10 protein-coding genes are annotated in these 12,152 nt (G+C 59.8%); 7 read left to right on the forward strand and 3 right to left on the reverse strand.

Annotated features, from left to right (window positions below; all coding sequences use genetic code 11):
• Window positions 1–28 precede the first annotated feature (28 nt).
• The 3 genes from uvrC to QMX98_RS01395 form a co-directional block, all read right to left on the reverse strand.
• Window positions 29–1,852 (reverse strand): excinuclease ABC subunit UvrC, encoded by a 1,824-nt coding sequence (gene uvrC / locus QMX98_RS01385; protein ID WP_077747709.1) that lies wholly within the window; start codon window positions 1,850–1,852, stop codon window positions 29–31.
• Between the two features lie 2 nt (window positions 1,853–1,854).
• The gene (gene uvrY, locus QMX98_RS01390) at window positions 1,855–2,496 is read right to left on the reverse strand and encodes a UvrY/SirA/GacA family response regulator transcription factor (protein WP_008015884.1); all 642 of its coding nucleotides are present in this window, start codon (window positions 2,494–2,496) and stop codon (window positions 1,855–1,857) included.
• A 127-nt stretch (window positions 2,497–2,623) separates the two neighbouring features.
• Window positions 2,624–3,067, reverse strand: coding sequence for a GNAT family N-acetyltransferase (locus QMX98_RS01395; protein WP_145310490.1), 444 nt, complete (start codon window positions 3,065–3,067; stop codon window positions 2,624–2,626).
• Window positions 3,068–3,728: 661 nt separating this feature from the next.
• Between QMX98_RS01395 and QMX98_RS01400 the strand changes: the two genes are divergently transcribed.
• The 7 genes from QMX98_RS01400 (at window position 3,729) to QMX98_RS01430 (ending at window position 12,028) form a co-directional block, all read left to right on the forward strand.
• Window positions 3,729–4,817 (forward strand): 3-deoxy-7-phosphoheptulonate synthase, encoded by a 1,089-nt coding sequence (locus QMX98_RS01400; RefSeq protein ID WP_282410122.1) that lies wholly within the window; start codon window positions 3,729–3,731, stop codon window positions 4,815–4,817.
• A gap of 289 nt (window positions 4,818–5,106) precedes the next feature.
• Window positions 5,107–5,988 carry a triacylglycerol lipase gene (locus QMX98_RS01405; protein ID WP_083376594.1) on the forward strand — a complete coding sequence of 294 codons (882 nt, stop codon included), beginning with the start codon at window positions 5,107–5,109 and terminating at the stop codon, window positions 5,986–5,988.
• Between the two features lie 82 nt (window positions 5,989–6,070).
• A complete protein-coding gene (locus QMX98_RS01410; RefSeq protein WP_007912303.1) occupies window positions 6,071–6,352 on the forward strand; it encodes a peptidylprolyl isomerase in 282 nt (93 codons plus the stop codon).
• A 135-nt stretch (window positions 6,353–6,487) separates the two neighbouring features.
• Window positions 6,488–8,356, forward strand: coding sequence for an extracellular solute-binding protein (locus QMX98_RS01415; protein WP_077747706.1), 1,869 nt, complete (start codon window positions 6,488–6,490; stop codon window positions 8,354–8,356).
• The gene (locus QMX98_RS01420) at window positions 8,356–9,417 is read left to right on the forward strand and encodes a microcin C ABC transporter permease YejB (RefSeq protein WP_010460849.1); all 1,062 of its coding nucleotides are present in this window, start codon (window positions 8,356–8,358) and stop codon (window positions 9,415–9,417) included. Before QMX98_RS01415 ends, QMX98_RS01420 begins: the two co-directional genes overlap by 1 nt.
• Complete coding sequence (locus tag QMX98_RS01425; RefSeq protein WP_010460851.1) at window positions 9,417–10,439, forward strand: ABC transporter permease; 1,023 nt, start codon at window positions 9,417–9,419, stop codon at window positions 10,437–10,439. The genes QMX98_RS01420 and QMX98_RS01425 overlap by 1 nt, the downstream gene beginning before the upstream one ends.
• Window positions 10,440–10,453: 14 nt before the next feature.
• Entirely contained in the window at window positions 10,454–12,028 is a 1,575-nt protein-coding gene (locus tag QMX98_RS01430) for an ABC transporter ATP-binding protein (RefSeq protein WP_282410123.1), read from the forward strand.
• Window positions 12,029–12,152: the final 124 nt, after the last annotated feature.

Genomic DNA, 12,152 nt, shown 5'->3' on the forward strand with positions numbered 1-12,152 from the left:
ACAACTGGCTACGAGGTGAGGTGGCATTCTACTCGCTGTGCAGATTTGCATAAATCAACTCTGCGAGCTTTTTACTGATCCCGGGTGCTTTGGCGATCTCTTCGATGCTGGCACGAGACAGCTCCTGCAATCCACCAAAATGTTTTAACAAATCTCGGCGGCGTGTCGGTCCGACGCCTGCAACGCCCTCAAGTGTCGAGGTGCGCCGGGTTTTACCACGGCGGGCCCGGTGCCCGGTAATGGCGAAACGGTGGGCTTCATCGCGTATCTGTTGAATCAGATGCAGCGCGGGGGAATCACCGCGCAAAGTAAATTCGTGAGCTGCGTCGTTGAGGTACAGGGTTTCAAAACCGGCCTTGCGCGTCGCCCCCTTGGCCACGCCCAGCAGAATCAGGTCAGGCACCGCCAGCTCATTGAGCACGTCGCGGGCCATCGACAGCTGACCCTTGCCGCCGTCCACCAGCAGAATGTCCGGCAACTTGCCCTCCCCGTCCTTCAGTTTGCTGAAGCGCCGCGTCAGGGCCTGGTGCATGGCCGCATAGTCGTCGCCCGGGGTGACGCCTTCGATGTTGTAACGACGATAGTCGGACTTGATCGGGCCTTCCGGACCGAACACCACGCACGACGCCACGGTGGCTTCGCCGCTGGAGTGGCTGATGTCGTAGCACTCCAGGCGCTGTGGCGGCTCGTCCAGGTTCAAGACTTCTGCCAGGGCATCGAAACGCGCGGCGACGTGTTGACGGTTGGCCAGCCTCGCGCCCAACGCCTGCTCGGCATTGGTGACCGCCAATTGTTGCCAGCGTGCTCGCGTACCCCGTACCCGATGGCTGATGGTCAACTCGCGACCGCGCAGCTCTTCGATGGCCACAATGAGGGTCGGAAAGTCTTCGTGAACCACGTTGACGATCAGTTCGCTCGGCAGGTCGCGCTCAGGACTGGTAATGAAGTACTGGCCGAGAAAGGCAGCCATGACCTCGGAAACGTCCTCGTCGATGCCGACCTGAGGGAAGAAGTTCTTGCTGCCCAACACCCGCCCACCGCGCACGCTGATCAGGTGAACACAGGCACCACCCGGATTGACGAACGCAGCGATCACATCGATATCGCCGGTTCCGCCTTCCATGCTTTGCTGATCCTGGACTCGACGCAGCAGCGAAATCTGGTCACGCAACTCGGCGGCGCGCTCGAACTCGAGGTTGATCGCCGCCTCTTCCATGCCCGCGGATAACTCGTCGGTCAGCGCATTGCTGCGGCCTTCAAGGAACATCACTGAGTGGCGAACGTCCTCGGCATACACTTCGGGCTCTACCAGCCCGACACACGGGGCCTTGCAGCGCTTGATCTGGTATTGCAGACAAGGGCGCGTGCGGTTCTTGTAATAGCTGTCTTCGCACTGGCGAACAAAAAACGTTTTTTGCAGCAAGCTCAAGCTTTCGCGAATCGCTCCCGCGCTGGGATACGGACCGAAATACTTGCCCTTGGCCTTTTTCGCACCGCGATGAATGCTCAGACGAGGAAACTGGCCATCCGAAAGAAAGACGTAAGGGTAGGATTTGTCATCGCGCAGCAGGATGTTATACGGCGGACGCCACTCCTTGATCAGCGTCTGCTCAAGCAGCAAGGCTTCCGTTTCGTTGGCCGTGATGGTGGTTTCGACCTGGGCGATACGAGCGACCAGCGCCGCCGTCTTGGGTGCGAGGCCGGATTTGCGGAAGTAGCTCGACAGGCGATTTTTCAGGTTCTTGGCTTTGCCGACATACAGAAGGCGAGCATCGCTGTCGAACATGCGGTAGACGCCGGGGCGCCCACTGACGGTCGACAGAAAAGCGCCTGGATCAAAGACTTCGGTCATTTTCAGAGGCTGGCATCGACCATGCCGTGACGCACCGCCAACAGCGTCAGCTCGACATCACTGCTTATCGAGAGCTTCTCGAAAATGCGGTAACGGTAAGTGTTGACCGTTTTGGGCGACAGGCAGAGCTTGTCGGAAATGATCTGGACTTTCTGACAGCCGACAATCATCAATGCGATCTGGATCTCGCGTTCCGACAGCGCGTCGAAGGGCGAATCGTTGGTCGGCTGAAAGGATTTGATCGCCAGTTGCTGTGCAATCTGCGGGCTGATGTAGCGTTGCCCGGCAAACACCAGGCGAATGGCCTGGACCATTTCCGGCAACCCGGCGCCCTTGGTCAGATAACCGGCGGCACCCGCCTGCAGCAGCCGCGTAGGAAACGGATCTTCCTCGCACACGGTGACCGCGACGACTTTGATGTCCGGATGACTGCGCAATAACTTGCGCGTGGCTTCAAGACCGCCGATCCCGGGCATCTTGACGTCCATCAGCACCACATCGGGTTTCAACTCACGCGCTTTAAGCAGGGATTCCTCCCCCGACTCAGCCTGGCCGACTACTTGCAGGCCATCGATGTCAGCCAGCATTCGTGTAATGCCTGTACGAACGAGATCATGGTCATCGACTACTAGCACCCTAATCAAGCAGACACCTCGCGATATGGTCTTATTGGGTTGCCGGACACCTTAGCAAAAAGCGACTGGCAGACCTAGCGGCAAGCGCTATATAAAAAGTTTCAATACATCTTGAAAGGCTTGTCGCTAGCGTGTTTCAGCGATACAGCTCATCGACATCACGCTGCATTCTCAGGAAACACTCGTCTTGGCCGGCTACCTTCAGTCCTTTTCTCTCGTACAGCGCTTTGGCCGGATTCGTTTCAAAAACTGTCAGGCGTAATGCTGGACGCCGTTCCTTGCACGCCATGGCCAATACCTGATCGATCGCCCAGGAACCGGCACCCTGCCCCTGAAACGCTTCCAGCACGTGCAATTCGCGGATATACAAAGCCCTGGAGTCGCGACTGAGGCTCACATAACCCAGCAAGACATCGTCCCGGACAATCAACCAGTTCTCGCGCCCGGCCCAGGCGACATCGAACGCCTCGTCCTGCCAGAGCAGGTCATTTTGAATGTAATAGCGGAGCATGTTGCGACAGGTCAGTTCGCGAGCGAAATCAAGGTCGCCGGATGTTGCCGGGCGCCAGTCAAAAGCCATTAAAACCTCCGCAGGTGCCAACGATCTGAGTCGTCATGGTTCGCCCTTATGACATCACTCGTGAGCGACGCCCAAAGTGTGTCACAAACCTCGACCACTCAAGCGATAGAAAAGGTGATCGGTCATCGATAGCATTTTCTGATTGAAACCGCGCACCGGCCTCTAGTAAGCTCGGGGCATTCATCGGAGACAGACCATGTTCAACGCCCTCTTACAGCATCGTACCGCCAGCGCCTCGCGCTCGGTTACGGCTGCCCGGGCGACTGACGTTTGTGCTCCGGTCAGCTTTTATTTTGGGTATTGGTTTAGCCACTGGCGCGCCTGATACCCACACGGCGCCCACTTTAAACGGGTCGCCACCAGAGAATTCTCAACCCCCGGTCGGCTTCCCGACCGGGGGTTTTGTTTTTTCAGCTCCTGATTTTTTTGCGACACACCAGACAACCAGAGGATTTACGAAATGAACTACGCCACTTATTACCGTTACGACAGTTTTTCCGCCTGGCGATTTAGCAGCCTCCGCTCGGGACAGCCTGCCGCCTCCGATCGGTCACCCACAGGTGGCAAGCACACACACGCAGCCAATCCGGCCAATTGTCGAACACCCCAGTAGGGCCGAGCGCGCGGGAACGAACCCGCCGCCAGCCCAGGAAGCCTGAATATGAACTCGTCCGTCTCTGCTCTGCCGCTGTCCACCTTGAGTCCCGCCAATGAAGCGCTGACCCTGCGTCTGCCCAGCTCGTTGCAACTCAAGCAGCAACTGCCCCTCAACAACGCCCTGACCCGGCAAGTCGCCGCCCACCGCGACGCGGTCCGCGCGATCCTCAACGGTGAAGATTCCCGTCTGCTGGTCATCGTCGGCCCTTGCTCGATTCACGATCCCCAGTCCGCCCTCGAATACGCCACCAACCTCGCTCGCCTCGCCGCCGAAGTCAGCGACCAGCTGTTGCTGGTGATGCGCGCCTACGTCGAAAAGCCCCGCACCACGGTCGGCTGGAAAGGCCTGGCCTACGACCCGCAGCTTGACGGCAGCGATGACATGGCCGGCGGCTTGACCCTGTCCCGTGAACTGATGCGCGAGATGCTGCACCTCGGCTTGCCAATTGCCACCGAACTGTTGCAACCGATGGCGGCCGGTTACTTCGACGATCTGCTGAGCTGGGTCGCCATCGGTGCCCGCACCACCGAGTCGCAAATCCACCGGGAAATGGCCAGCGGCCTGAGCATGCCCGTCGGATTCAAGAACGGCACCGATGGCGGCGTGGCCGTTGCCAGCGATGCCATGCGTTCGGCCGCCCACCCGCATCGTCATTTCGGTGTCGACAGCCAGGGGCATCCTGCGATCATTCAAACCCCGGGCAATCCCGACACCCATCTGGTGTTGCGCGGCGGTCATCGCGGGCCGAACTACGATCGCGACAGCGTCGCCCAAGTGAACAGCGACTTGACCCGACTCAAGATCCCCGCACGGATCATGGTCGACTGCAGCCACGCCAACAGCGGCAAAGACCCGGCTCGTCAGCCCGCCGTATTCAACGATGTGCTTGAGCAACGCCTGCAAGGCGATCGATCGCTGATCGGCATGATGATCGAGAGCCATTTGTTCGAAGGCTGCCAGCCCTTGAGCCCATCGCTGCGCTACGGCGTATCGGTGACTGATGGCTGCCTCGGCTGGACCGGAACGGAACACCTGTTGCGACAGGCCGTCGACCGGCTGCGTGCACAGAACTGCGTTCAGCGACCGGCATAACCACCGCCGACCCTCCAGCCCTCGATTCGAGGGCTGGGCGTCTGAAAAGCGAATCGGTTGACAGGTAAACGGCGTTGACACAGTAGGCCGTTGCATTGATGCGCTCGGCGAACGACAAAAAGATGTCCAAATATTCCGAACGGGACCTCAGGCTCTTTCGAACTTTCCTACGTTTTCTATACCTTTTTCATCAACTTACAGCGGATTCCTCATACATCGCCGAGCCGCTGGTGTGCTTTAGAGTGAGCCCATATTCACCTCTCTGAACCATCGCGAAAAAGGAATGAACATGCTACGGAATGCAACTACTCAGTATCCAATCCTGTTGATCCACGGCCTCTTCGGGTTTGATCGCATTGGCAAAGTCGAACTCTTCCATGACGTCAAGCAGGCCCTCAGAAGTGCCGGTGCAAGAGTGTTCATCCCCCACCTCTCGGCTACCCAAAGCAACGAAGTGCGCGGTGACCAACTGTTGGCACAGATCGAACGGGTGCTGGAAGGAACCGGCGCCCACCAGGTCAACCTGATCGGTCACAGTCAGGGTGCCCTCGCAGCACGTTACGCCGCCGCCATCGCGCCGGAGATCGTCGCGTCGGTGACTTCGGTCAGCGGCCCGAACCACGGCTCGGAACTGGCCGATTTCCTGCGCAAGGCCCTCACACCGGGACGCCTGCCGGAACACGTCGCGGCCACGGTTGCCACGCTGTTTGCTGATTTTCTGTCGTTGCTCAGCGGTCATCAGCGTTTGCCGCAGAACGCCATCGCCGCGCTCAACGCCTTGACCACCGAAGGTGTGGGCGCGTTCAACGACAAATACCCGCAAGGACTGCCGAAAACCTGGGGCGGCAAGGGGCGCGAACTGGTGAACGGCGTGCGTTATTACTCCTGGAGCGGCACATTGCAGGGTGACCTTCTCGATAAAGGGCTGGGGGCGGTCAGTCCGCTGCACGGTTTCCTCCAGGCCTTCTCTCGCTACTTCACCACCGAGGCAGAGCAAAATGACGGCATGGTGGGCCGCTACAGCTCCCATTTAGGCAAAGTCATCCGTTCCGACTATCCGCTGGATCATCTCGACAGCCTCTGTCAAACCGCCGGCCCGCTGCGCAAGGGCATCGATCCGATTGCCTTGTATGTGCAGCATGCCGAGCGCCTGAGAAATGCCGGCCTATAATCTGTCCGGAACTTTGTCGAGAAATAGGCCACTGAATCCGGTAGGCTCCGCACTTTACTGAACATTGAAAGGAGAATTTTCCATGGCTAAAGCCACTGCCCGTCACATCCTGGTTAGCTCGGAAGACAAGTGCAACGAACTCAAGGCCCAGATCGAAGGCGGCGCTGATTTCGCCGAAGTTGCCAAAGCCAACTCCACTTGCCCATCCAGCCGCCAGGGCGGCGACCTCGGCTCGTTCGGTCCAGGACAGATGGTCAAGGAGTTCGACACCGTCGTCTTCAGCGCACCTATCAACGTGGTGCAAGGCCCGGTCAAGACCCAGTTCGGTTACCACCTGCTGGAAGTGACCAGCCGTCAGGACTGATCAGCACTCTGATATTCTGCACAGCGGCCCGCCTTTTGGCGGGCCGTTGTGTTTCGGATACGTAATACGGCTGGCGAGGGACGCGCCGCTAGCGTACAAATTGCGGTTATCGACCACCCGGCTCTAAGGCTGACAATGCGACTGGCTTTCCCCACTTTGTTGTTCACTGCCATGGCCCTGCTGTTGAGTGCCGTCGGTGTGAATGCTGCACCGCAACATGCGTTGACCGTGTACGGCGAACCGGCGAAGTACCCCGCCGGCTTCAGTCATTTCGCCTACGCCAACCCGCAAGCCCCCAAGGGCGGCACGATGCGTCGCTCGGCCATCGAGATCGGGCATTTCGACCATATATTGCCGTACATCGACAAAGGCATTGGCGTCACGCAGATCGACGGCTTGCTCTACTCGCCCCTGGCCCAGCGTTCGCTGGACGAACCCTATACCGTGTACGGTCTGGTGGCACAGAAAATGGAGCGCTCCGACGACGGTATGTCGCTGCGCTTCTATTTGAATCCGAAGGCGCGTTTCGCCGACGGCACACCGATCACCGCCCAGGACGTGCGCTACACCTTCGACCTGCTGATGACCCAGGGCAGCCTGCGCTATCGCACCCAGTTCGCCGACGTCAAAGGCGTCGAAGTCGAAGCGCCGCTAACGGTCCGGTTCGACTTCAAAAGCAACGAAAACCGTACCCTGCCCCTCGACATCGCCACGTTGCCGGTATTTCCCGAACACTGGTGGAAGACCCGTGACTTCGCCAATGGCGGTGGTTATGAGGCGCCATTGGGCAGCGGCCCTTATAAGGTGGGCAAGGTCGACTCCGGCCGCAGCATTACCTTCGAGCGCAATGCCACCTGGTGGGGCAAGGATTTGCCGGTCAGCCGCGGCCTCTACAACTTCGATCATTTCAGCATCGAGTACTTCGGCGATACCGACGTCGCCCGCCAGGTCCTGCGTGGCGGCGCCTATGACTACAACCGCGAATTCTCCGCGACCGGTTACTCCATCGGCTACGAAAGCCCGGCCCTGAGCGACGGTCGCCTGCAAAAAGCACATCTGGCCACAGAAGCTCCGCAATCGGCCCAGGGTTTTGTCTTCAACCTGCAAAAACCGATATTCCAGGACCGCCGAGTGCGCCAGGCCCTGGCCATGCTCTGGGATTTCGAGTGGAGCAATCGGCAGATGATGCGCGACCTGTACATCCGCCAGCAAAGCTTCTTTTCCAACACCGACCTCGCCGCCCGCAAACTGCCGGACGCCGGAGAGCTGGCCATTCTCGAACCGCTGCGTGGGCAGATTCCCGACGAAGTCTTCACCCAGGTCTTCGAAGCGCCGAAAACCGATGGCAGCGGTCTGATTCGCGACAAACAATTGCAAGCGCTGGACTTGCTCGAGCAGGCCGGCTGGAAACCCGACGGCGACCAACTGGTCAACGCCGAGGGCACGCCGCTGAGTTTCACTTTTCTGGTCAGCCAAAACGGCATGGACCGATTGCTCCTGCCATACAAGCGCACCTTGAAACAGATCGGCATCGACCTGAACATCCGCCGCATCGACGCGTCCCAGTATGTGAATCGCCTGATGAGCCGCGATTACGACATGATCGTCACCGGCTACCCGGTCACCACTTCACCGGGTGGCGAGCTGTTCAACTACTTCGGCTCGGTCTCGGCCAACGACCCCGGCGCCAACAACTACATGGTGCTGAAGAACCCGGCGGTCGACACCCTGATCAACGGCCTGGTCCGCGCCAACACCCAGCCCGAAATGCTGCGTTACGCCCACGCACTGGACCGGGTGCTGCAATGGAACTACTACTGGATTCCCAACTATTACCCGCCGGGCACTTCAACGGTGTGGTGGAACCGGTTCGGCATGCCCAACGAGCAGGCCAGTAATGACGAAGCCATCGAAAGCTGGTGGGAAGTGAGCACCACGCCGCTGACCAACCAGCAGATGACGGCGGAAAAAATCCGCCGTGGCACACCCGGAGGGCCGCATTGATGTGGGCTTACATACTGCGGCGTCTGCTGCTGATCATCCCGACGCTGGTGATCATTCTTCTGGTCAACTTCGTCATCGTCCAGGCTGCACCGGGCGGTCCGGTGGAGCAGGCCATCGCGCACTTGCAAGGCATCGGTGGCGCCAGTGTCGGCGGCGGCTCCGGGGAGACCATGTCCGGCACCTCCCGGGCCAGTCGCGGTCTCGACCCGCAATTGATCAAGGACATCGAAAAGCAGTACGGCTTCGACAAACCCGCACACGAACGCCTGTGGCTGATGCTCACCAGCTACGCGCGCCTGGACTTTGGCAAGAGCTTCTTCCGCGGCGCCACCGTCACCGACCTGATCCTGGAAAAAATGCCGGTGACCATTTCCCTCGGGCTATGGGCGACGCTGATCACGTACCTGGTGTCGATCCCGCTGGGCATCCGCAAGGCCGTGCATCATGGCAGCCATTTCGACATCTGGAGCAGCACGGCAATCATCATCGGTTACGCGATGCCGGCGTTCCTGTTCGCGATGTTCCTGATCGTGGTCTTCGCCGGTGGCACCTCGCTGAACTGGTTCCCGGTGCGCGGACTGGTGTCGGACAACTTCGAATCGCTGTCGACCGTGGGCAAGATCGCTGACTATTTCTGGCACCTGGTGCTGCCGGTGACGGCGTTGGTGATCGGCGGTTTCGCCACGCTGACGATCCTCACCAAGAACTCGTTCCTCAATGAAATCACGCGCCAGTACGTGGTCACCGCACGGGCCAAAGGCTTGAGCGAACGACGCGTGCTGTACGGCCATGTGTTCCGCAATGCGATGTTGCTGGTGGTGTCGGGGATTCCCCAGGCGTTCATCAGCGTGTTCTTCGCCGGGTCGCTGCTGATCGAAGTGATTTTCTCCCTCGATGGCCTGGGGCGCATGAGCTATGAGGCTGCCGTGTCGCGGGACTATCCGGTGGTGTTCGGCTCGCTGTTTATCTTCACGCTGTTCGGGCTTTTGATAAAACTGATCGGCGACCTCTGCTACACCCTGGTCGACCCGCGTATCGACTTCGCCGCGAGGAACGCCTGATGTTCAAGCTCTCGCCGTTAGGCCGTCGCCGCTTTGAACGCTTCAAGAAAAACCGTCGGGGCTGGTGGTCACTGTGGCTGTTCATTGGCCTGTTTCTGCTGACCTTGGGCGGTGAGTTGATCGCCAACGACAAACCGCTGGTGGTCAGTTATCAGGGCCAGTGGTACTTCCCGGTATTCAAGCGCCACACCGAGCAGGAGTTCGGCGGGCAACTGCCGTTCCAGGCTGACTATCGCAGCGACTACGTGCAAAAGCTGATTCACAAGGACGGCGGCTGGATGCTGTTCCCGCCGATCCCGTTCAGCGATGACACGCCCAACTATGAACTCAATACACCGGCGCCGAGCCCGCCCTCCAGCGTCAACTGGCTGGGCACCGACGACCAGTCCCGGGACGTCATGGCCCGGGTGATTTTCGGCGCACGGGTGTCGATCCTGTTTGCGTTGATGCTGACCTTCGTCAGTGCCTTGATCGGCATCGCCGCCGGCGCTTTACAAGGCTATTACGGCGGCTGGGTCGACCTGCTGGGTCAACGCTTGCTGGAGGTCTGGTCCGGTCTGCCGGTGCTGTACTTGCTGATCATTCTGTCTGGGTTCGTCGAACCGAATTTCTGGTGGCTGCTGGGGATCATGGCGCTGTTTTCCTGGCTGGCGCTGGTCGACGTGGTGCGCGCCGAGTTCCTGCGCGGGCGCAATCTGGAATACGTCAAAGCCGCCCGGGCGCTGGGCCTCACGGATCGAAAAGTGATTGTCCGGCATATCCTGCCCAACGCCATGAACGCGACCTTGAGCTACCTGCCGTTCATTCTCACCGGCGCCATCTCCACCCTCACGGCCCTGGATTTTCTCGGCTTCGGCATGCCGGCCGGCAGCGCATCGCTGGGCGAGCTGATCGGGCAAGGCAAGCAGAACCTGCAAGCGCCGTGGCTGGGGCTGACGGCGTTTTTCACCCTGGCGCTGATTCTTTCCTTATTGGTGTTTATCGGCGAGGCGTTGCGCGATGCCTTTGATCCCCGATCCTGACGCGGACTGTAGATATGAGTACCAACCTGATCGAAATCCGTGACCTCAGCGTGGCCTTCAATGGCCAGACGGTGGTGCGCAATCTGTGCCTGGACATCCATCCCGGCGAATGCCTGGCATTGGTCGGCGAATCGGGCTCCGGCAAATCGGTGACCGCCCACTCGATCTTGCAACTGCTGCCCGAGACCGGCACCCGGACCACGGGCAGCATTCGCTATCGCGGCAAGGAGTTGCTCGGTGCCCCGCCCCAGGTGTTGCGTGAACTTCGCGGCAACCGGATCGCGATGATCTTCCAGGAACCGATGACCTCGCTCAACCCGTTGCACAGCATCGAAAAGCAGATCGGCGAAACCCTGCTGGTGCACAAGGGACTGACGGGCAGCGCGGCGCAAGCGCGGATTCTGGAGTTGCTGCAACTGGTCGGCATCCAGAAACCCAAAGAGCGGCTCAAGGCCTATCCCCATCAGCTGTCCGGTGGCCAGCGGCAACGGGTGATGATCGCCATGGCCCTGGCGTGCGAGCCGCAGTTGCTGATCGCCGACGAACCCACCACGGCGCTGGACGTGACAGTGCAGCGCAAGATTCTGATTCTGCTCAAGTCCCTGCAACAGCGTCTCGGCATGTCGCTGCTGTTGATCAGCCACGACCTCAATCTGGTGCGCAGCATCGCTCAGCGTGTGTGCGTGATGAAGGCCGGGGAAATCGTCGAAGAGGCCACCTGCGAAACGATCTTCACCGAACCGAAACATCCCTACAGTTGCGTGCTGCTGAACGCCGAACCGGAAGGCGAAGCCCTGCCCCGGGACGAGCGCGAGAACGTTCTGGAAGTGGACAACCTGCGCGTGCAGTTTGCCCTCGGTGGCGGCTTGTTCCAGCGCAAGACGTATCTGAACGCGGTGGACGGCATCAGCCTCAACATTCAGCGTGGCAAGACCCTGGGCATCGTGGGCGAGTCCGGTTCGGGCAAATCAACCCTGGGCCAGGCGATTCTGCGTTTGCTCGATTCCGAAGGCAGCATTCGCTTTCAGGGCGAGGCACTGGACGGTCTGACGCAAAAGCAGTTGCGGCCATGGCGCAAGAAGATGCAGGTGGTGTTCCAGGACCCCTTCGGCAGCCTCAGTCCACGCATGTCTGTGGCACAGATCATCAGCGAAGGGCTTGAAGTGCATAGCCAATTGACCGCTGATGAATGCAAAGCCGAAGTGATTCGTGCACTGGAAGAAGTCGGCCTCGACCCGCAAAGCCGTGATCGCTATCCCCACGAGTTCTCCGGTGGCCAGCGTCAGCGCATCGCCATTGCCCGGGCGCTGGTGCTGAAACCGGCGCTGATTCTGCTCGATGAACCGACCTCGGCACTGGATCGCACCGTGCAGAAACAAGTGGTCGCCCTGCTCCGCCAACTTCAGGAAAAACACGGCCTGACCTACCTGTTCATCAGTCATGATCTGGCGGTGGTACGTGCCCTCGCCCACGACATGATCGTGATCAAGGACGGCAAAGTGGTGGAAAGCGGTGCCAGCCACGACGTATTCGATTCGCCGCAGCATCCGTACACCAAAGAGCTGTTGGCGGCGGCGCATACGCGGTAGGCATAATCGCGTCCACATCGATGAACCGCGTCGCGGATTTCGCGGGCAAGCCTCGCTCCCACAGGTTTTGTGGTTATCGCTGAATTTGTGGCTCGACACAAACCCTGCAGGAGCGAGGCTTGCC

The sequence above is a fragment of the Pseudomonas sp. PS02303 genome (assembly GCF_029959925.1).
GTDB classification, from domain to species: Bacteria; Pseudomonadota; Gammaproteobacteria; order Pseudomonadales; family Pseudomonadaceae; genus Aquipseudomonas; species Aquipseudomonas mandelii.

What these genes read in the sequence shown, in the direction of transcription:
- QMX98_RS01400 (WP_282410122.1), top strand. Translation starts at nt 3,729, where the DNA reads ATGAACTCGTCCGTCTCTGCTCTGCCGCTGTCCACCTTGAGTCCCGCC.
- uvrC (WP_077747709.1), bottom strand. Translation starts at nt 1,852, where the DNA reads ATGACCGAAGTCTTTGATCCAGGCGCTTTTCTGTCGACCGTCAGTGGG.
- QMX98_RS01415 (WP_077747706.1), top strand. Translation starts at nt 6,488, where the DNA reads ATGCGACTGGCTTTCCCCACTTTGTTGTTCACTGCCATGGCCCTGCTG.
- QMX98_RS01420 (WP_010460849.1), top strand. Translation starts at nt 8,356, where the DNA reads ATGTGGGCTTACATACTGCGGCGTCTGCTGCTGATCATCCCGACGCTG.
- QMX98_RS01405 (WP_083376594.1), top strand. Translation starts at nt 5,107, where the DNA reads ATGCTACGGAATGCAACTACTCAGTATCCAATCCTGTTGATCCACGGC.
- QMX98_RS01410 (WP_007912303.1), top strand. Translation starts at nt 6,071, where the DNA reads ATGGCTAAAGCCACTGCCCGTCACATCCTGGTTAGCTCGGAAGACAAG.
- QMX98_RS01395 (WP_145310490.1), bottom strand. Translation starts at nt 3,067, where the DNA reads ATGGCTTTTGACTGGCGCCCGGCAACATCCGGCGACCTTGATTTCGCT.
- QMX98_RS01425 (WP_010460851.1), top strand. Translation starts at nt 9,417, where the DNA reads ATGTTCAAGCTCTCGCCGTTAGGCCGTCGCCGCTTTGAACGCTTCAAG.
- QMX98_RS01430 (WP_282410123.1), top strand. Translation starts at nt 10,454, where the DNA reads ATGAGTACCAACCTGATCGAAATCCGTGACCTCAGCGTGGCCTTCAAT.